Here is an 18,128-nt window from a genome sequence, read left to right as displayed (position 1 = left end):
GGGGCGGGGCGGGTCACACGCGTTCCGGCTGGCGCGCGGCGGCCTCGGGCACGGGTGCCCTGGACATCGGCCCCGGCCACCACACCTTGCGGCCGAGGGCCACGCTCGCGCTGGTGACGAGGTAGGTGCGCACCAGGAAGGTGTCCAGCAGGACGCCGACCGCGATGACGAAGCCGAGTTCGACGAGCTGGACCAGGCCCATGTTCATCAGCACCGAGAAGGTCGCGGCGAGGACCAGGCCCGCCGAGGCGATGACCCCGCCGGTGGTGCGCAGCGCGGTGAGCGCGGCCGCCGCGGGTTCGGCGCCCGCCAGGGACTCCTCGCGCATGCGGTGCATCAGGAAGATGCCGTAGTCGACGCCGAGGGCGACCAGGAACACGAAGGACAGCAGCCCGAGTCCGGGGTCGGTGCCGTCGAAGCCGAACACCGGCCCGAACACCAGTCCGCCGAGGCCGAGGGCGGCGCCCCACACCGCGACCACGGCGGCCACCAGCAGCAGCGGGGCGACCAGGGAGCGCAGCAGGGCGATGAGGATGAGCAGGACGGAGACGAGGACGATCGGCACGACCACGAGCCGGTCGCGGGCGTTGGTGTCCTTCAGGTCGAGCTGCTGGGCACTGGGTCCGCCGACGTAGGAGCCGTCGAGCTTCTCGCGCAGTGCCTCGATCGTGCGGGTCTCCGCGGGGGTCTGCGGCGGGGCGGAGGCGAGGACGGAGATCTCCGTCCAGCCCTCGCCGGTGCGGCCCCTGGACGCGCTGTCGACGCCGTCGGTGGCGCGGATCGCGGTGACGGTGGCCTCGGCGCGCCCGGCCGGGGTCATCACGGTGATGGGCTGTGCGGAGCTCTCGGGGTAGGCGGCGGCCAGGGTCCGCATGGCGGCGACGGACTCCGGCCGGTCGACGAAGGAGTCCTCCTGCTTCAGGCTGCTGGGCAGGTTGAGGGCACCGAGGGCGAGCGCGCCGAGCGCCAGGGCGCCGGAGACCAGGACGGTCACCGGGCGGCGGCCGGCCGAGCTGCCCATCGCGGCGAACAGCGAGCGGCGGGCCGTGGGCGTGCTGCCGAAGGCCGGGACCAGCGGCCAGAACACGCGTCGGCCGAGCAGCACCAGGATCGCGGGCAGCAGGGTGAGCATCGCGACGAGCGCGCACAGGACACCCACGGTGCCGAGGGGGCCCATGCCGCGGTTGGAGTTCAGGTCGGCGGCCAGCAGGCACAGCAGTCCGGCGGCGACGGTGCCGGAGGAGGCGAGCACGGCGGGGCCGCAGCCGCGCAGGGCCGCCTTCATGGCCTCGTACGGCCGCTCGATGCGGCGCAGTTCCTCGCGGTAGCGGGAGACGAGGAGCAGGGCGTAGTCGGTGCCCGCGCCGAACACCAGGATCGTCATGATGCCGGAGCTCTGTCCGGAGACGGAGGTGCCGAAGGCCTGGTTGAGGCCGTAGGCGACGCCCATGGACAGATAGTCGGCGACACCGGCGACGACCAGGGGGACCAGCCACAGCACGGGGCTGCGGTAGATGAGGATCAGCAGGACGGCGACGACGCCGACGGTGGTGTAGAGCAGGGGGCCGCCGAGGGAGTCGTAGACCTTGGCGGCGTCGGTGTTCAGTGCGCCGGGGCCGCCGACCTCGACGGTGAGGCCGTCCGCGGAGTGCGCGCTCTCGCGGACGTCCTCGACGAACGCGTCGCGCAGGTCCTCGTCGGAGCCGGGCTCGTTGGTGGCCATGGGGTACATGAGCGTCGCGCCGTCCCCGGCGGGCACGCTCCGCGGGGCGGCGGTCAGCTCGTGCTCGCCGGCGATCCGGGCGACCTGCCGTTCGGCGGTCTCGCGGTCGGCCGGGGTGAGGCCGCCGTCGCGGTGGTAGACGAGCACCAGCTGGGTGGTCTCGCCGCCGGGCAGCTGTTCCTGGAGCTCGGCCACCTTCGTGGAGTCGGCGCTCGCGGGCAGGTAGTCGGTGATCCGGTCGTGCTGCACGTCGGCGAGCTTCGCGGCGAACGGCGAGGCGACGGCGAGCACCCCGATCCACAGCGCGAGCAGCAGCCAGGGCACCGCTCGTCGTCTCGTCTGTGTTGTTGCGGCCCCCATGGATCGGGCCCTCCCTCCGGCACGGATGTCTGGATGTCCTCCAGACTCCCGTCCGGACGGGGCCGGATCGTCGCGCGCGAGGGCGAGTTCGGGGGTACTGCCGGGGGTGACGTGCGGGCCCGCGTACTCCCGGGGGAGTAGGGGAAAGGCGAGGTGCCGGTTCAGGAGGGGGTGCAGGCCACCGCGAGCAGCCGGGTCACCTCTTCGGCCGTGATGGTCAGCGCGGACCCGACCGTGGCGAGGACCTCGCGCTCAGCGGGGGTGTACGGGCCGTCGGCGAGGGCGATGCGGGCGCCCTCGAGGAGGATCGACTCGCGGCCGGCCGGGGCGAGATGCGGGGTGAGCGGGTCGAGGGCCTCGTGGAGCTCTATGGCCAGACCGGGCCCGCAGGGGACGTCGTAGACCCGGCCGGTGTCCGCGGCGAGCGCCTCGACCAGAGCGTTGAGCTGTTCCTCGGTGCAGTCGTCGAAGCCGGCCCGCCGGACGGCCGAGGCGGCGGCGGTCAGGGCGAGCTGGGTGCGGGGTCCGCCGCCCGCGGCCAGCACCGCGAGGGCGACCGTGTGCACGGCGTCCCGGAGCATCGCGGAGAAGCGGCCGGTGGTGGGGTGGTCGAGGACGTCGGTGCCGTAGCGGTGGTGGCAGGCGGCGCACTCCACCGCCGGCCCGGTCTCGCCGCGCGCCACGACGGGCACGCCCAGCACGGTGAAGCGGCGGCGGCCGGTCAGCCGCTGGTAGTTGCGGTCGCCCCCGCAGCCGGGGCAGAAGAACTCTCCGTCGCCCACGGCGGTCCATACGGTGCGGGTGCCCAGGATGCGCGCATCCCTGTCGGCACGGCCGTCTCGTCCCCGTCCTGGCAGCACGTCGCACCTCCGTAGGCCCGCGGCAACGTCGCCGCGCTGGCGTGATGTTAGCCACAGTACGGAGGCGCAGTCAGTACCTGTGACGAGACCGATCCGTGACCTGGGGTCTCACTTGGCCGGTAAACGACGGTGCCCCGCCCGCCGGACGACCGGCGGACGGGGCACCCGAAGCGGCCCGGAACCAGGCTCTGCGGCCGGTCCGGCGAGGTCAGCGGGCGGCGCGGTTCACGGCGGAGACGACCGCCTTCAGCGAAGCGCGCGTCGTGTTCGCGTCGATGCCGATGCCCCACAGGACCTTGCCGTCGATCGCGCATTCGATGTACGAGGCGGCCTGCGCGGAGGCGCCCTCGCTCATCGTGTGCTCCTGGTAGTCCAGCAGGCGTACGTCGATGCCGATGGACTGCAGGGCGTCGAAGAAGGCCGAGATCGGACCGTTGCCGGTACCGGCCAGGACGGTGTCGACGCCGTCGACCGTGGCCTCCACCTTGAGCGTGTCCACGCCGTCGGTGTCGGTGGTCGACTGGCCCGTGCGCACCTGGATGCGGCCCCACGGGTTCTCGGGGTTCGGCAGGTACTCGTCCTGGAAGACCGCCCAGATGTCCTTGGGCGTGACCTCGCCGCCCTCGGCGTCCGTCTTGGCCTGGATGAGCTTCGAGAACTCGATCTGCATCCGGCGGGGCAGGTCCAGCTTGTGGTCGTTCTTCAGGACGTAGGCGATGCCGCCCTTGCCGGACTGCGAGTTGACCCGGATGACCGCCTCGTAGGAGCGGCCGACGTCCTTGGGGTCGATCGGCAGGTACGGGACCGCCCACTCGATGTCGTCGACGGTGACGCCCTTGGCGGCCGCGTCGGCCTCCATCGCGTCGAAGCCCTTCTTGATGGCGTCCTGGTGGGAGCCGGAGAAGGACGTGTAGACCAGGTCGCCCACGTACGGGTGGCGCGGGTGGACCTCCATCTGGTTGCAGTACTCCCACGTACGACGGATCTCGTCGATGTCGGAGAAGTCGATCTGCGGGTCGACGCCCTGGGAGAACAGGTTCATGCCCAGGGTGACCAGGTCGACGTTGCCGGTGCGCTCGCCCTGTCCGAACAGGCAGCCCTCGACGCGGTCGGCGCCGGCCATCAGGGCCAGCTCGGCGGCGGCGACGGCGGTGCCCCGGTCGTTGTGCGGGTGGATCGACAGGACGACGTACTCGCGGCGGGACAGGTTGCGGTGCATCCACTCGAAGCGGTCCGCGTGCGTGGAGGGCGTCGAACGCTCGACGGTGGCGGGCAGGTTGAGGATGATCTCGCGGCCCGGACCCGGCTGGTAGACGTCCATCACCGCCTCGCAGACCTCCAGCGCGAAGTCCAGCTCGGTGTCGGTGAAGATCTCCGGGCTGTACTGGAAGCCGAACTCGGTCTCCGGGCCCAGCAGCTTCTCGGCGTACTCGACGACCAGGCGGGTGCCGTCGACGGCGATCTGCTTGATGTCGTCCTTGGAGCCGCGGAAGACGACCCGGCGGAAGACGGGCGCGGTGGCGTTGTACAGGTGGACGGTCGCCCGGCGGGCGCCCTTCAGGGACTCCACGGTCCGCTCGATCAGGTCCTCACGGGCCTGGGTCAGTACGGAGATGGTGACGTCGTCGGGGATCGCGCCGGGCTCCTCGATGATGGAGCGCACGAAGTCGAAGTCGGTCTGGCCGGAGGCGGGGAAGCCGACCTCGATCTCCTTGTAGCCCATCTTGACCAGCTGGTCGAACATCCGGCGCTTGCGCTCGGGCGACATCGGGTCGATCAGGGCCTGGTTGCCGTCGCGCAGGTCGGTGGAGAGCCAGCGGGGGGCGGTGGTGATCCGCCGGTTCGGCCAGGTCCGGTCGGAGATGTCGACCTGCTCGTACTGACCGTACTTGTGGACCGGCATCGTGCTGGGCTGCTGGCGGTTCGCCATGAGTGCGGGGCTCCTCTTGGTGTCCGGTTGGTGTCCGGATGGACGGCCGACACGCAACGCGAAGCTCCGCGGGGAGGGAGTCGACCTGAACTACAGGCCCTCGCCGCGGCAGCTAAGAAGAAGCAGCCCGAAACGCATGATGCGCAGCATGCTAGCCGAGTACTCCCGGTTGCGGCGGTGTGTATCAGTATGCGGGACCGGCCGGTCGATTCGGACAAAAGGTGCGCCACATCACGCCCGCCGCCCGGCCGCCCCAGGGTCGCGGGGCAGTGCCGATGCGCGGCTCCACCGCGAGGGCGCGACCCGCCGGCCCGCCGCCCCAGGGTCGCGGGGCGGTGCGCGACCGGCAACAGTCGACCCGCGGCCGATAGCACAGAGCAACCACCCCGACCCCCCGCATCCCCACATTTCACCAATCATGGTTGCAGGTAGTGACAGTCGGCTCACCCGGTGCAAGGGTTCCGGCATGACGACGAACGGGGGCTTCGAGCCCGTCTTCTGCACCATCGTTCCACCCCACGTCCTCGACCGGCTCGCCCGCGCCGAGGATCCCGCGCTCGCCGGACCCGCCCGCCGGACCCTCCAGCGCGACGCCTTCGAACGCACCCAGCGCCGCCTGACCACGGTGATCGGTGCGCCCGCGATCGCCGCGCCGGCCGAGGCGGAGACCGGGAAGCCGCACCGCACGATCCACGACGCCCGGCACCGGACGAACCTGCCCGGCAAGAAGGTCCGCGCCGAGGGCCAGGAGCCCGGCAAGGACGCGACCGTCAACCGCGCCTACGCGGGACTCGGCGCCACCTTCGAGCTGTTCCAGAAGGCCTTCGCGCGCGACTCGATCGACGGCAACGGCCTCCCGCTGGACGCCACGGTCCACTACGACGAGGACTACAACAACGCCTTCTGGAACGGCGAGCAGATGGTGTTCGGTGACGGGGACGGGGAGATCTTCCTCGACTTCACCATCCCCATCGACGTCATCGGCCACGAACTCGCCCACGGCGTCACCCAGTACACCGCGAACCTCGCCTACTTCGGCCAGTCCGGCGCCCTCAACGAGTCGCTGTCCGACGTCTTCGGCTCGCTGATCAAGCAGTACACCCTCGGCCAGAGCGCCACCGAGGCCGACTGGCTGATCGGCGCGGGCCTGCTCGCCGAGCGCGTCACCGGCACGGCCCTGCGCTCGATGAAGGAACCGGGCTCCGCCTACGACGACGACGTCCTCGGCAAGGACCCGCAGCCCTCCACCATGGACGGCTACGTCCACACCGGCCGCGACAACGGCGGCGTGCACATCAACTCCGGCATCCCCAACCACGCCTTCTACCTGGCCGCCACCGCCCTCGGCGGCAACGCCTGGGAGCGGGCCGGGCAGATCTGGTACGACGTGCTGACCGGCGGCCGGCTGACCGAGGACGCGCAGTTCGAGGACTTCGCGGGCCTCACCGTCGAGGCGGCCCGGGACCGCTACCACGAGGGCGACGAGCTCCAGGCCGTCACCAAGGCCTGGGAGCAGGTCGGCGTGCGCACGCCGTAGTTCCGTACTAGACAGGAACCATGCGGATTCTCGTGCGGCGCACAGGAGGTTTCGGGGGCATCGAGCGGCATGCCGAGGTGGACACCTCGGGCCGCGCCGACGCCCACGAGTGGCAGGCCCTGGTCGACAGCGCGCTGGCGGACGGCCGGGGCACGCCCCCGGTCGGCGTGCCCGACGGGTTCAGCTACCAGATCACGGTGGACGGGAAGACCGTGTACTGCGCGGACCCACGGCTCACCGACGACCAGCGCAGCCTGATCAGCAGGGTGCTCAAGGAAGGCGCGTAGCGGTTCCTCCCGCCTGCCCGTTGACTTCCGTTACCGGCGGTACGGATGATCCGGCGCATGGCGACTCAAGAGCGCGACCCGATGCCCCGGTTCCCGGCCGGCTTCCTGTGGGGCGTGTCGACCTCGGCCCATCAGATCGAGGGTGCCGCGGACCTGCGCGGCCCCTCCGTCTGGGACGAGTTCACGGCCGTACCGGGCCGGGTGAAGGACGGCTCGACGGCGGCCGTGGCCTGCGACCACTACCACCGCTACCGCGAGGACGTGGCGCTGCTGGCCGGGCTGGGCGTGGACGCGTACCGGTTCTCCGTCTCCTGGCCGCGGGTGAACTCCCCCGGCGGCCTGGACTTCTACGACCGGCTGGTGGACGAGCTGTGCGCGGCGGGGGTCCGCCCGGTGCCGACCCTCTTCCACTGGGACCTGCCGGTCACGCACGACTGGCTGGAGCGGGACACGGCCACGCGGCTGGCGGAGTACGTGTCGGTCGTCGCCGACCGGCTGGGCGACCGCGTGCGCAAGTGGATCACCCTCAACGAGCCCGCCGAGCACACCCTTCTGGGCCATGCCCTCGGCGTCCACGCCCCGGGCCGGCAGCTGCTGTTCGACGCCCTGCCGGTCGCCCACCACCAGCTCCTCGCGCACGGCCTGGCCGTCCAGGCCCTGCGCGCGGCCGGCGCCTCGGACATCGGCATCGCCAACTCCCACGGACCGACCTGGCCCGCCTCCCGTGACGAGGCGGACCTGGAGGCGGCCGGCTTCTACGACCTGCTGCTGAACCGCCTCTTCGCGGACCCGGTCCTGCTCGGCCGGTACCCGGAGGGCATCGCCGAGTCGATGCCGGGCGACGTGGCCGCCGACCTGAAGGTCATCGGGGAGCCGGTCGACTGGTACGGCGTCAACTACTACGCCCCGACCCGGGTGGGCGCCCCCCAGGGCACGGAGATCGACTTCGGCGGTGTCCGGATGCCGGCCGAACTCCCCTTCTCGGTACGGGAGATCGAGGACGTCCCGAGGACGGACTTCGGCTGGCCGGTGGTCCCGTCGGCACTCACCGAACTGCTGACGGACTTCCGCGACCGCTACGCCGACCGCCTCCCGCCCGTCGTCATCACCGAGAACGGCTGCTCCTACGAGGGCCTGGACGACCAGGCCCGCATCAGCTACCTGGACGGCCACCTCCGCGCCCTGCACCGCGCGATCGAGGCGGGAGTCGACGTCCGCGGGTACTTCGTGTGGTCCCTGCTGGACAACTTCGAGTGGGCGGAGGGCTACGAGCGCAGATTCGGCCTGGTCCACGTCGACTACGCAACCCGGACCCGAACCCCGAAGGCGTCCTACACCTGGTACCGGAACACGCTCCAGGAACAGCGCCCCGCTTGAGGGGCGCGGGGAACCGCGCTCGCTTCCAGGGGCGCGGGGAACCGCGCGACAAGCCCCGATGAAGCGGCGGACGCCACTTGAGGCAAGGGGTCACCGCAAAGGCGCTACAACGCCCCCGCGTCCCGAGCCGCGTACACACTCGGATACAACGGCCGGTACCCCAGCTCCCGCCGGATCCGCCCGGTGGACAGCATCCCGCGCCAGGGATCCGGATCCACCTGCTCGTACAGCGCCTCCGGCATCCCCACCCCGTTGAGCTGATGCAGCTCGACCGCGGTCACGGGAGCGTCGTCGGCGACGTTGTACACCCGCCCGCCCGCACCAGGAGCATGCAGCATGCGCAGCAGCGCCTGAGCCACGTCCGCATGATGCCCCATGTGCAGCCGCTGCGCGGCGGCCCAGTTCGCCTTCGCCTTCGCCGCGCTGCTGCGCACGGCGCAGATCCGAGGCCGTGGACGTGATCGTGATCGTGATCGTGGCCACCGAACACCGCGGTCCCCGGCCCCGACTTCGTGTCCCCGACCCGGCGGCCCGCGGAACCCGGGCCGCCCGAGGCGCCTCGGGTGCCGGCCCTCAGAACCCCAGTCGCCGCAGCTGCTTGGGGTCGCGCTGCCAGTCCTTGGCGACCTTCACATGCAGGTCCAGGAAGACCGGCGTGCCGAGGAGGGCCTCGATCTGCTTGCGGGACTTGATGCCGACCTCCTTCAGGCGCTTGCCCTTGGGGCCGATGATGATGCCCTTCTGGCTGGGGCGCTCGATGTAGACGTTGGCGTGGATGTCGAGGAGGGGCTTGTCGGCGGGGCGGTCCTCGCGCGGGAGCATCTCCTCGACGACGACGGCGATGGAGTGCGGCAGCTCGTCGCGCACGCCCTCCAGCGCGGCCTCGCGGATCAGCTCCGCGATCATGACCTGCTCGGGCTCGTCGGTGAGGTCACCCTCGGGGTAGAGGGCGGGACCCTCGGGCAGCATCGGGATCAGCAGGTCCGCCAGCAGGTCGACCTGCTTGTTCGCGGTCGCCGACACCGGGACGATCTGCGCCCACTCGATGCCCAGCTCCTTGCCCAGCTGGTCGATCGCGATCAGCTGCTCGGCGAGGGACTTGGAGTCGACGAGGTCCGTCTTCGTGACGATGGCGACCTTCGGGGACTTCTTGATCCCCGCCAGCTCCTTCGCGATGAAGCGGTCACCGGGGCCGATCTTCTCGTTCGCCGGGAGACAGAAGCCGATCACGTCGACCTCGGCCCAGGTCGTCCTGACCACGTCGTTCAGCCGCTCGCCCAGCAGGGTGCGCGGCTTGTGCAGCCCGGGGGTGTCCACCAGGATCAGCTGGGCGTCCGGGCGGTGCACGATCCCCCGTACCGTGTGCCGGGTCGTCTGCGGCTGGTTGGCGGTGATCGCCACCTTCTGCCCGACGAGAGCGTTCGTGAGGGTGGACTTGCCCGCGTTGGGCCGTCCCACGAAGCACGCGAAACCGGCCCGGTGTACTGCCTCGGCCGGCTGTTCGGATGACTGGGTGCGAACGCTCATGCCGCCCATTCTCCCTGATCCCCGAAGCCGCGCCGCACCACCGGCGCGAAGGCCCGGTCCGTACGACGTCCACGGTGAGGTCCCGGAAACCCGTCGGCAACGAAACGTCACGGAAACACATCTGTACGCGACCGGAAACCGACAGCGGTGAATCTCTGACGCAACCCCCACCCGTTGGAGACGACCGTGACCACCCTTGCCGCAGCGCACGTCGACACCGGCGACACGGCCTGGCTGCTCGCCGCCACCGCCCTCGTCCTGCTGATGACCCCGGGCCTGGCCCTGTTCTACGGGGGCATGGTCCGCGCCAAGAGCGTTCTCAACATGCTGATGATGAGCTTCGTGTCGATCGCGCTGGTCACGGTCGTGTGGCTGGCGGCCGGCTACTCGCTCGCCTTCGACGAGGACGCGGGCGGCGGGCTCATCGGCGGCCTGGAGCACCTCGGCATGGCGGGCCTCGGCCCGGACAGCGTCCAGGGCACGGTCCCCACCGTGCTCTTCGCCACCTTCCAGCTCACCTTCGCGATCATCACGGCCGCGCTGATCAGCGGTGCCGTCGCGGACCGGACCAAGTTCGGGGCGTGGCTGGTGTTCGTGCCGGTGTGGGCGCTGCTGGTATACGTCCCGGTCGCCCACTGGGTGTGGGGTCCGGGCGGCTGGATCGTCGCCGAGCTGGGCGCGCTGGACTTCGCGGGCGGCCTGCCCGTGGAGATCACCTCGGGCGCCTCGGGCCTCGCCCTGTGCCTGGTCCTGGGCCCGCGGCTGGGCTTCAAGAAGGACGCCATGCGCCCGCACAACCTGCCCATGGTGGTGCTGGGGGCCGGTCTGCTGTGGTTCGGCTGGTTCGGCTTCAACGCGGGCTCGGCCCTGGGCGCCAACGGTCTGGCCGCCGCCGCCTTCCTCAACACCCTCGCCGCGGGCTGCACGGGCCTGCTGGGCTGGCTGTTCGTCGAGCAGAGGCGCGACGGCCACCCCACCACCCTGGGCGCCGCCTCCGGCGCGGTCGCCGGCCTGGTGGCGATCACGCCGTCCTGCGGCTCGGTGTCCCTGCTCGGCGCGCTCGTCGTCGGCCTCGTCGCCGGTGTCGTCTGCTCCTACGCCGTGAGCTGGAAGTTCAAGTTCGACTACGACGACTCCCTCGACGTCGTCGGTGTGCACCTGGTCGGCGGTGTCGTCGGCACCCTGTTGATCGGCGTCTTCGCGGTGGAGTCCATGACCGGTGGCGCCGAGGGCCTGCTCCACGGCGGCGGACTCGGCCAGCTCGGCAAGCAGCTCGTGGCGGTCGTCGCCGTCGGGGCGTACGCCTTCGCGGTCACCTACGGCCTCGCCAAGCTGATCGACAAGGTGCTGGGCTTCCGGGCCGACGAGGACCAGGAGCACACCGGCCTGGACCTTACGGTGCACGCGGAGACCGCATACGATCACGGCGTCCTGGGGCACGGCGCCCCGGTCGCCCACTCCGTCGTCCCCACCGCTCAGAAGGTCAGGCCCCAGGCATGAAGCTCATCACCGCGATCGTCAAGCCGTACCGCCTCGACGAGGTGAAGAACGCCCTTCAGGAGCTCGGCGTGCGGGGCCTGACCGTCACCGAGGCCAGCGGTTACGGCCGGCAGCGCGGCCACACCGAGGTCTACCGCGGCGCCGAGTACCAGGTCGACCTCGTGCCCAAGGTCCGGATCGAGGTCGTCGTCGAGGACGCGGACGCCGACGACGTGATCGACGCCGTCGTGAAGGCCGCGCACACCGGCAAGATCGGCGACGGCAAGGTGTGGGCGCTGCCGGTCGACACGGTCGTGCGGGTGCGCACCGGCGAGCGGGGCCCGGACGCGCTCTGAGCCGGAACCGTCCCCGGGGGGCACGTGCCCAGGGGCGCGGGGAACCGCTCGAACCACCACGACGAACCCCGCGACCGGACCCTCACGCCGGCCCCCGTCGCCCCGCTCAACCCGCGGTCAAGGACACCCGCACGGCTCCGTCCAGCCCCGCGACCAGCACGGGCGTCCCCGCACCACCAAGGTCACGCACGGCGGCCAGGTCCTGGTCGGACACGGACTCGCCGGCCGTCACCACGGCAGCGGCCTCCAGCGACTTCGCGCCGGACGCGACGGCCATCGCCACCGCGGTGCGCAGGGCGCTGAGCTTGAGCGAGTCCAGCTCGACGGTCCCGGCGACATAGGTCCGACCGGTCTCGTCGCGGACGGCCGCGCCCTCCGCCACACCGTTGCGGGCGCGCGCCGAGCGCGCCAGGGTGACGATCTTGCGGTCCTCGGGGTCGAGCGCGTTGCTGTCGGTCATGGGTCGAGGATACGTAGCCCCGCGAAGCTCACCCCGCGACGGGGTACATCGCCAGGCTGTCCGACGGGAATGTGCCGGACCTGCCCTAGGGCCGGTCGAGGCGGAGGCGGTCGGCTCGGGGCAGGCCCGCGACGACGAGGTCGTAGGAGTCCTCGATGAGCTCGCGGACCATGCCGTCGGGCAGGTCGCCGTCGACGGTCACCGTGTTCCAGTGGCGTTTGTTCATGTGGTAGCCGGGGACGATCAGGCCCTCGTGCTCGGTGCGCAGCCGCAGGGCGTCCTCCGGGTCGCACTTGAGGTTGACCGTCAGGGGCCGCGCGCCCAGGTCGGTGAGGGCGAAGAGCTTGCCCCGGACCTTGAAGACGGAGATCTCCGGGCGGAACGGGAAGTCCTCCACCGCCGCGTTGAACGACAGACAGAAGGCGCGCAGTTCCTGGGGCGTCACTCCGGTCGCTCCTCGGGGGGCGCGACCGGTGCGACCGGCTCCACCAGCACGGTCACGATCTTGTTGCGGCGGCCCGCCGAGGACTCCGCGGTCAGCCGGAGCTCGCGCCCGTCGGGCAGCTCGACCGTCGAGGAGGCACCGGCGATGGGCACCCGGCCGAGGGCCTTGGCGAGCAGACCGCCGACGGTCTCCACGTCCTCGTCGTCGTACTCCTCCAGGCCGTACAGCTCGCCGAGGTCGGTGATGTCGAGGCGGGCGGTGACCCGGTGGCGGTCCTCGCCGAGGTTCTCCACGGGCGGCAGTTCCCGGTCGTACTCGTCGGTGATCTCGCCGACGATCTCTTCCAGGATGTCCTCGATGGTGACGATGCCGGCGGTGCCGCCGTACTCGTCGACGACGACGGCGACGTGGTTGCGCTCCTTCTGCATCTCGCGCAGCAGGTCGCCCGCGTTCTTGGTGTCGGGCACGAAGAACGCCGGGCGCATCGCGGTCGACACCAGTTCGGACTCGGCGTCGCGGCTGATGTGCGTCTTGCGGGCCAGGTCCTTCAGATAGACGATCCCGACGATGTCGTCCTCGCTCTCGCCGGTCACGGGTATCCGGGAGAACCCGGAGCGCAGGGCGAGGGTGAGGGCCTGGCGGATGGTCTTGTAGCGCTCGATGACGACGAGGTCGGTGCGCGGCACCATCACCTCGCGCACCAGGGTGTCGCCGAGCTCGAAGACGGAGTGCACCATGCGGCGCTCCTCGTCCTCGATGAGGGACTCCTGCTCGGCGAGGTCGACCAGCGCGCGCAGCTCGGCCTCGGAGGCGAACGGGCCACGGCGGAAGCCCTTGCCGGGGGTGAGGGCGTTGCCGATGAGGATCAGCAGCGACGGGATCGGGCCCATCACCCGGGCCAGCGGCAGCAGCACGTACGCCGCCGCCGTGGCGGTGTTCAGCGGGTGCTGGCGGCCGATGGTGCGCGGGGACACCCCGACGGCGACGTACGACACCAGGACCATGACCGCGATGGCGACCAGCAGGGCCTCGGCGGTGGAGTCGAACTCCGCCAGGCATGCGTAGGTGACCAGGGCGGCGGCGGCCATCTCGCAGACGACGCGGACCAGCAGCGCCACGTTGAGGTAGCGGGTGGGGTCGGCGGCCACCTGCGCGAGCCGGGCGCTGCCGCGGCGGCCGGACTTGACGGCCTCGTCGGCGCGGAAGCTGGAGACCCGGGCGATGCCGGCCTCGGCGCAGGCGGCGAGCCAGGCGACGACGACCAGCAGGATCGCGCCGAGAACGAGTTGAGGACTCATGGACGGCTCGACCGCTCTACGAGACGGTCGGCGCGGGGGACGGGCCGCTCAGGCCCTTCTCCTGCCGCCAGCCGTCCACGATGGCCGCCTGGAGGCCGAACATCTCGGCCTTCTCGTCGGGCTCCTCGTGGTCGTAGCCGAGCAGGTGCAGCACACCGTGGACGGTGAGCAGCTGGAGCTCCTCGTCCATGGTGTGCTGCGTGTCCGCCTCGGCGCCCTGCTTGGCGGCGACCTCCGGGCACAGCACGATGTCGCCGAGCAGGCCCTGCGGGGGCTCGTCGTCGTCCTTGCCGGGCGGCCGGAGCTCGTCCATGGGAAAGGACATGACATCGGTGGGCCCGGGCAGGTCCATCCACTGGATGTGCAGCTGCTCCATGGCGTCGGCGTCCACGACGATCACCGAGAGCTCGGAGAGCGGGTGGATGCGCATCCGTGCGAGTGCGTAGCGGGCGATGTCGAGGATCGCCTGCTCGTCGACCTCGGTTCCGGACTCGTTGTTGACGTCGATCGACATGGTCGTGCTCGGTCTACTTCCCCTGGTGCCCGGCCTTGCCCCGGCCGCCCTTGTGCGCGCCGTTCTCCGTGCCGTGCTGACTGTCGTAGTACTCGTACGCGTCGACGATACGGCCCACCAGCTTGTGGCGGACGACATCCTGCGACGACAGCCGGGAGAAGTGGACGTCCTCGACGCCGTCCAGGATGTCCTGGACCTGGCGCAGGCCGGACTTGGTGCCGCCCGGCAGGTCGACCTGGGTCACGTCACCCGTGATCACGATCTTCGAGTCGAAGCCGAGGCGGGTGAGGAACATCTTCATCTGTTCGGGGCTGGTGTTCTGGGCCTCGTCGAGAATGATGAAGGCGTCGTTGAGGGTGCGTCCGCGCATGTAGGCGAGCGGCGCGACCTCGATCGTCCCGGCGGCCATCAGCCTCGGGATGGAGTCGGGGTCGAGCATGTCGTGCAGCGCGTCGTAGAGCGGGCGCAGATAGGGGTCGATCTTCTCGTAGAGGGTGCCGGGCAGGAATCCCAGGCGCTCGCCCGCCTCCACCGCCGGGCGGGTCAGGATGATGCGGTTGACCTGCTTGGACTGCAGGGCCTGCACGGCCTTGGCCATGGCGAGGTAGGTCTTGCCGGTACCGGCGGGGCCGATGCCGAAGACGATCGTGTGCTTGTCGATCGCGTCGACGTACCGCTTCTGGTTGAGGGTCTTGGGTCGGATGGTCCGGCCGCGCGAGGACAGGATGTTCTGCGTGAGAACCGAGGCCGGGGTCTCCTCCGGGCCTTCGCCGTTCTCGCTCGCCCTCAGCATGGCGATCGAGCGTTCCACTGCGTCCTCCGTCATCGGCTGCCCGGTGCGAAGCACGAGCATCATCTCGTCGAACAGGCGCTGAATCAGGGCGACTTCCGCCGCGTCGCCGACCGCGCTGATCTCATTGCCCCGGACGTGGATGTCGGCCGCCGGGAAGGCCTTCTCGATCACGCGCAGGAGGGAGTCTCCGGACCCCAGCACGGTGACCATCGGATGCTGGGCGGGGACGGTGAACTGTGCTCGTGCCTGCCCCTGCGCGGGGCTGTGAGCTGTGGGTGTCTGAGTCATGGGCCGGCTCTGTAGGCCTGCTTTTCCTCCTCTTCACGGCCGCGTGGCTGAGGGCGGCCTCGCGGGTTCAAGGGTACGCCGAGGGGCCGACATCGCCGTAGGCCTTTTCACGGGGCGCGGTGCGCTTGCCGCGCGTCTGGAGGGGGTGGCTCGTGGTGCGTGGGGTGGGTGCGGGCCGTCGCGGGCTCTTCGCGCGGTTCCCCGCGCGCGGGTCGTCGCGGGCATGCGTGCCGCCCGGGGCGGCACGGGTGGGCGCGGCGGCACCTCGTCACGCCGAGTCGCGCACCGCCCGGATCCTTTGGCTCTGCCTCGCCGCCGCGGGCACCGCGCACCGTTCACGTCGATCTGCCGAAGCCGATGGTGGGGACGGCTCGGCGCAGGGGCCAGGGGCGTACGCAGTCGTCGGGGACCAGGGGGTCCAGGAAGGCGTAGCGGCGGAGGGCGGCGGGGTCCTGGTCGTCCAGGGACTGGACCTTGCGCCACCAGGCGGCCAGCTCGCTCCAGCCCGGTGCCGACAGCGAGCCGCCGAACTCCTGCACGGACAGCGCGGCCGTCAGCCCGGCGAAGGCCAGCCGGTCCGCGAGCGGCCAGCCCGCGAGGGTGCCCGTGACGAAGCCGGCCACGAAGACGTCCCCCGCCCCGGTCGGATCGAGCGCCTCGACGGCGATGGCGGGGACCTCGGCGCTCTCCCCCGTACGCCCGTCCACGGCGTACGCCCCCTCCGCCCCGAGGGTCACCACGACGACGGGAACGTACGAGGTCAGGGCATGCGCGGCCGCGCGGGGGCACCCGGTGCGGGTGTACCGCATGGCCTCCTGCGCGTTGGGCAGGAAGGCCTCGCAGTGCTCCAGATCCGCCAGCCCCGCGAGGTCCCACGCGCCGGTGTCGTCCCAGCCGACGTCGGCGAACAGCCGTGTCCCCTGCGCCGCGGCCTGCGCGATCCAGGGCGCCCGTCTGCCGGGGGTGAGGGAGGCGACGGCGGCCCGCGCCCGGGGCGGGCAGTCCGGCGCGGGCTCATCCGGCGGCGGCTCGTGGCCGTGGGAGACCATCGTGCGCTCCCCCTCGTAGGCCATGGAGACGGTGACCGGCGAGTGCCAGCCCGACACCGTCCGCGACGAGGCGAGGTCGATCCCCTCGCCCTGTTCCAGCGCGTCCCAGCAGTACTCCCCGTAGTGGTCGTCGCCGAAGGCCGCCGCGAGGGAGGTGCGCAGCCCGAGCCGGGCGAGGGCGGTGGCCATGTTGGCGACGCCGCCGGGGCTGGAGCCCATGCCCCGCGCCCAGGACTCGGTGCCGCGCACGGGCGCGGAGTCCAGCCCGGTGAAGATGATGTCGAGGAAGACGGTGCCGGTGAGGTAGACGTCCCACGGCGGGTCCGCGGGCGTCCGCAGCCCGGCGAGCGGGTCGACCTGGGACCTGCGGTGCGGTCCCTGTCCCATGGACACCTCGGACGCGATCACGATGGCGCTCCTGACACCTGGCGGACACATGGTGTGGATTCAGGCCAGTGTGCACCACATCGCCCGGGGCGGGCCGTCGGCACCGCACCGGCACCGGCACCACCACGGTCACGGTCCTACCAGCGCGGCACCCCGGGCGTCACCCACCCCGGCCGGGCCACCCGCATCGCCGCCGTGTCGTCGCGGTCGCGCAGCCGGCCGTCGTCCGCCAGCCAGCGCCGGTGCAGGAAGTCCAGCCGGTCGCGGTCGAGTTCGACGCCGAGGCCGGGCGCGTCGGATACCGCGACCCGGCCGCCGGTGAAGCCGATCCGTTCGGTGAGGACGTCCTCGGACTGCCAGGGGTAGTGCGAGTCGCAGGCGTGGCGCAGTCCGGGCAGGGTGGCCGCGACCTGGGTCATGGCGGCCAGGCTCATGCCGAGGTGGGTGTTGGAGTGCATGGACATCCCGACGCCTAAGGTGCGGCACACGGCGGCCAGGTGCTGCGTGTTGCGCAGCCCGCCCCAGTAGTGGTGGTCGGAGAGCACGATCCGCACGGCACCCCGGCCGAACGCCTCGGGGATCTCGTCGAAGGTCGTCACGCACATGTTGGTGGCGAGCGGGACGTCGGTGCGCGCGGCGACCTCGGCCATCGCGGCGGTGCCGAGCGCCGGGTCCTCCAGGTATTCCAGGACGTCCCGCAGGGCGTCGGCGACCTTCACGGACGTCTCCACCGACCAGGCCCCGTTGGGGTCCAGCCGCAGCGGCCGCCCGGGGAACGCCCCGGCGAGGGCGCGCACGGCGGCGACCTCCTCGTCGGGCGGCAGGACACCGCCCTTGAGCTTGAAGGACGTGAATCCGTGGTGCTCGGTGAAGCGGCGGGCCTGCTCGACGATCCAGGCGGGGTCGAGGGCCGCGCCCCAGTCGTCGCGCTCGGCCGGGACGCCCTCCGGATGGGCGGCCCACTTGTAGAACAGGTAGGCGCTGTACTCGACGGAGTCGCGCAGTCTGCCGCCGAGCAGGGCGTGCACGGGCAGCCCGAGCGCCTTGCCGAGCGCGTCGAGACAGGCGACCTCGAAGGCGGAGACGACGGACAGGCGGAGTTTGCCGGCGGTCTGGACGCCGCGCAGCCCGCCGACGTCGACGGAGTCGTCGACCCGCGTCGCGTCCACCCCGACGCTGTCCACCAGTGTGAACAGCCCGTTGAGGTCGTCGACCCGGTGCCCGGGCAGCAGCGCGGCCGTCGGCCGGGCGAGTTCCAGGTACTTGGTGTCGCCGTAGGTCTCCCCGACGCCGGTGGTCCCGTCGTCCGTCACGACCTCGACGATCAGGCGTGGCGTGTACGGCTGGTGGACGCCCTGGGTGTTGAGCAGCGGCGGGTCGGCGACCAGGACGGGCGCGAGGCGGACCTCGGCGACGGTCGGGACGTGGGCCACGGGGCGACCTCCAACGGCCGGAGCA

16 protein-coding genes and 1 pseudogene are annotated in these 18,128 nt (G+C 71.5%); 5 read left to right on the top strand and 12 right to left on the bottom strand.

What is annotated here, in order from left to right; translation table 11 throughout:
* Nucleotides 1-13 precede the first annotated feature (13 nt).
* From ABZZ79_RS02170 to leuA, 3 genes are all read right to left on the bottom strand, one after another.
* Nucleotides 14-2,083, bottom strand: a complete 2,070-nt coding sequence (locus ABZZ79_RS02170; RefSeq protein ID WP_356685479.1) for an MMPL family transporter — start codon at nt 2,081-2,083, stop codon at nt 14-16.
* 161 nt (nt 2,084-2,244) lie between these two features.
* The gene (locus ABZZ79_RS02165) at nt 2,245-2,943 is read right to left on the bottom strand and encodes a TerB family tellurite resistance protein (RefSeq protein WP_356685477.1); all 699 of its coding nucleotides are present in this window, start codon (nt 2,941-2,943) and stop codon (nt 2,245-2,247) included.
* A gap of 208 nt (nt 2,944-3,151) precedes the next feature.
* On the bottom strand, nt 3,152-4,873 hold the full coding sequence (leuA, locus tag ABZZ79_RS02160; RefSeq protein ID WP_356685475.1) for a 2-isopropylmalate synthase: 1,722 nt from the start codon (nt 4,871-4,873) through the stop codon (nt 3,152-3,154).
* 466 nt (nt 4,874-5,339) lie between these two features.
* Here leuA and ABZZ79_RS02155 point away from each other — a divergent pair, with 466 nt between their 5' ends.
* Genes ABZZ79_RS02155 through ABZZ79_RS02145 form a run of 3 tightly spaced genes read left to right on the top strand, consistent with a single transcriptional unit; the run spans nt 5,340 to nt 8,074 of the window.
* A complete protein-coding gene (locus ABZZ79_RS02155) occupies nt 5,340-6,410 on the top strand; it encodes a M4 family metallopeptidase (protein ID WP_356685473.1) in 1,071 nt (356 codons plus the stop codon).
* Nucleotides 6,411-6,430: 20 nt separating this feature from the next.
* Nucleotides 6,431-6,697, top strand: coding sequence for a protealysin inhibitor emfourin (locus ABZZ79_RS02150; protein ID WP_356685471.1), 267 nt, complete (start codon nt 6,431-6,433; stop codon nt 6,695-6,697).
* A 45-nt stretch (nt 6,698-6,742) separates the two neighbouring features.
* On the top strand, nt 6,743-8,074 hold the full coding sequence (locus tag ABZZ79_RS02145; protein WP_356685469.1) for a GH1 family beta-glucosidase: 1,332 nt from the start codon (nt 6,743-6,745) through the stop codon (nt 8,072-8,074).
* A 104-nt stretch (nt 8,075-8,178) separates the two neighbouring features.
* Here ABZZ79_RS02145 and ABZZ79_RS02140 read toward each other — a convergent pair.
* Nucleotides 8,179-8,481, bottom strand: a pseudogene (locus tag ABZZ79_RS02140) (NAD(P)-dependent oxidoreductase); the annotation flags it as partial.
* 166 nt (nt 8,482-8,647) lie between these two features.
* The gene (gene era, locus ABZZ79_RS02135; protein WP_356685467.1) at nt 8,648-9,601 is read right to left on the bottom strand and encodes a GTPase Era; all 954 of its coding nucleotides are present in this window, start codon (nt 9,599-9,601) and stop codon (nt 8,648-8,650) included.
* A gap of 174 nt (nt 9,602-9,775) precedes the next feature.
* On the opposite strand from era, the gene ABZZ79_RS02130 reads away from it, so the two are divergent.
* Together ABZZ79_RS02130 and ABZZ79_RS02125 are read left to right on the top strand one after the other, a co-directional pair.
* Nucleotides 9,776-11,101 carry an ammonium transporter gene (locus ABZZ79_RS02130; protein WP_356685465.1) on the top strand — a complete coding sequence of 442 codons (1,326 nt, stop codon included), beginning with the start codon at nt 9,776-9,778 and terminating at the stop codon, nt 11,099-11,101.
* Nucleotides 11,098-11,436, top strand: a complete 339-nt coding sequence (locus ABZZ79_RS02125; RefSeq protein ID WP_356685463.1) for a P-II family nitrogen regulator — start codon at nt 11,098-11,100, stop codon at nt 11,434-11,436. The genes ABZZ79_RS02130 and ABZZ79_RS02125 overlap by 4 nt, the downstream gene beginning before the upstream one ends.
* Before the next feature lie 106 nt (nt 11,437-11,542).
* On the opposite strand, the gene ABZZ79_RS02120 is transcribed toward ABZZ79_RS02125, so the two are convergent.
* The 7 genes from ABZZ79_RS02120 to ABZZ79_RS02090 form a co-directional block, all read right to left on the bottom strand.
* Complete coding sequence (locus tag ABZZ79_RS02120; RefSeq protein ID WP_356685461.1) at nt 11,543-11,896, bottom strand: cytidine deaminase; 354 nt, start codon at nt 11,894-11,896, stop codon at nt 11,543-11,545.
* Between the two features lie 85 nt (nt 11,897-11,981).
* Nucleotides 11,982-12,341: an MmcQ/YjbR family DNA-binding protein gene (locus ABZZ79_RS02115; protein WP_356685459.1), complete on the bottom strand. Its 360-nt coding sequence runs from the start codon at nt 12,339-12,341 to the stop codon at nt 11,982-11,984.
* The gene (locus ABZZ79_RS02110) at nt 12,338-13,639 is read right to left on the bottom strand and encodes a hemolysin family protein (RefSeq protein ID WP_356685457.1); all 1,302 of its coding nucleotides are present in this window, start codon (nt 13,637-13,639) and stop codon (nt 12,338-12,340) included. Before ABZZ79_RS02110 ends, ABZZ79_RS02115 begins: the two co-directional genes overlap by 4 nt.
* A gap of 16 nt (nt 13,640-13,655) precedes the next feature.
* Nucleotides 13,656-14,153 (bottom strand): rRNA maturation RNase YbeY, encoded by a 498-nt coding sequence (ybeY, locus tag ABZZ79_RS02105; RefSeq protein ID WP_356685455.1) that lies wholly within the window; start codon nt 14,151-14,153, stop codon nt 13,656-13,658.
* Between the two features lie 13 nt (nt 14,154-14,166).
* Nucleotides 14,167-15,234, bottom strand: a complete 1,068-nt coding sequence (locus tag ABZZ79_RS02100) for a PhoH family protein (protein WP_356685453.1) — start codon at nt 15,232-15,234, stop codon at nt 14,167-14,169.
* A gap of 335 nt (nt 15,235-15,569) precedes the next feature.
* Complete coding sequence (locus tag ABZZ79_RS02095) at nt 15,570-16,670, bottom strand: PfkB family carbohydrate kinase (RefSeq protein WP_356685853.1); 1,101 nt, start codon at nt 16,668-16,670, stop codon at nt 15,570-15,572.
* A gap of 137 nt (nt 16,671-16,807) precedes the next feature.
* Nucleotides 16,808-18,103, bottom strand: a complete 1,296-nt coding sequence (locus tag ABZZ79_RS02090; protein WP_356685452.1) for a glucarate dehydratase family protein — start codon at nt 18,101-18,103, stop codon at nt 16,808-16,810.
* Nucleotides 18,104-18,128 lie beyond the last annotated feature (25 nt).

The sequence above is a fragment of the Streptomyces sp. NPDC006458 genome (assembly GCF_040612135.1).
Classification (GTDB): Bacteria; Actinomycetota; Actinomycetes; order Streptomycetales; family Streptomycetaceae; genus Streptomyces.
Note: the sequence above shows the minus strand (reverse complement) of the source record. Positions and strands in the feature narration are given on the sequence as shown.

Coding starts and splice junctions, on each gene's coding strand:
- ABZZ79_RS02170 (WP_356685479.1), bottom strand. CDS start 2,083: ATGGGGGCCGCAACAACACAGACGAGACGACGAGCGGTGCCCTGGCTG.
- leuA (WP_356685475.1), bottom strand. CDS start 4,873: ATGGCGAACCGCCAGCAGCCCAGCACGATGCCGGTCCACAAGTACGGT.
- ABZZ79_RS02155 (WP_356685473.1), top strand. CDS start 5,340: ATGACGACGAACGGGGGCTTCGAGCCCGTCTTCTGCACCATCGTTCCA.
- ABZZ79_RS02150 (WP_356685471.1), top strand. CDS start 6,431: ATGCGGATTCTCGTGCGGCGCACAGGAGGTTTCGGGGGCATCGAGCGG.
- ABZZ79_RS02145 (WP_356685469.1), top strand. CDS start 6,743: ATGATCCGGCGCATGGCGACTCAAGAGCGCGACCCGATGCCCCGGTTC.
- era (WP_356685467.1), bottom strand. CDS start 9,601: ATGAGCGTTCGCACCCAGTCATCCGAACAGCCGGCCGAGGCAGTACAC.
- ABZZ79_RS02125 (WP_356685463.1), top strand. CDS start 11,098: ATGAAGCTCATCACCGCGATCGTCAAGCCGTACCGCCTCGACGAGGTG.
- ABZZ79_RS02120 (WP_356685461.1), bottom strand. CDS start 11,896: ATGACCGACAGCAACGCGCTCGACCCCGAGGACCGCAAGATCGTCACC.
- ABZZ79_RS02110 (WP_356685457.1), bottom strand. CDS start 13,639: ATGAGTCCTCAACTCGTTCTCGGCGCGATCCTGCTGGTCGTCGTCGCC.
- ybeY (WP_356685455.1), bottom strand. CDS start 14,153: ATGTCGATCGACGTCAACAACGAGTCCGGAACCGAGGTCGACGAGCAG.
- ABZZ79_RS02100 (WP_356685453.1), bottom strand. CDS start 15,234: ATGACTCAGACACCCACAGCTCACAGCCCCGCGCAGGGGCAGGCACGA.
- ABZZ79_RS02095 (WP_356685853.1), bottom strand. CDS start 16,670: ATGGGACAGGGACCGCACCGCAGGTCCCAGGTCGACCCGCTCGCCGGG.